This window comes from Kineococcus auxinigenes (assembly GCF_050871525.1).
In the GTDB taxonomy this organism is placed as follows: Bacteria; Actinomycetota; Actinomycetes; order Actinomycetales; family Kineococcaceae; genus Kineococcus.
The window spans coordinates 1-530 of the sequence record NZ_JBKBCT010000192.1 but is presented as its reverse complement, the minus strand read 5'-3'; the positions used below and the strand labels follow the sequence as shown (position 1 = coordinate 530).

Annotated in this window: 1 protein-coding gene; it reads right to left on the bottom strand. The window is 67.0% G+C overall.

The features are described from left to right. Nucleotides 1–485 (bottom strand): ATP-grasp domain-containing protein (locus ACRYR9_RS19975; RefSeq protein ID WP_459077418.1); only part of this gene is annotated, 485 nt, incomplete at its 3' end. Between the last annotated feature and the right edge of the window lie 45 nt (nucleotides 486–530).

Genomic DNA, 530 nt, shown 5'->3' with positions numbered 1-530 from the left:
AAGTCGAGCTTGCGTGCAAAGTTGGCGACGAAGGTGCGGATGGCATCGATGCGCACCGGGGCAAAGTAGAAGCTCGCGCTGGTCGACATGCGCCAGTCCGGGCGATACAGCGCGTGCGCCAGAAGCCGGCCGCGATCGACCACGCTGTACGAGCAGAACTCCTGCCCGCGCACCAGCGTCTGCGCCACCCACGCGCCCAGGTCCGCCAGCGGCGGTGCATCGTCAGGGATGCCGTTGCGGTACAGCCGCACATGCACGCCAAAGCGCGAGAACTCGGGCTTGAGCACCATCGGCCGCCCCGCTGCCCACGCGCGTGCCTCGTCCAGCGTCTGCACGCGCGCGGAGACTGGCACGTCAGCCCCGCAGTTCTGCGCGAGCGTGAGGAACTGCCACTTGCTGTGCACCGCGCGCAGCTTGGCAAAGTCCTCCGCTAGTACGCGCACATGGGCCGACAGGTGATGTCGATAGCGCGAGACGAAGAACACCTCTTCGCACGTCGGCACTACCAGATCGATGGCGTGGTCCCGCAC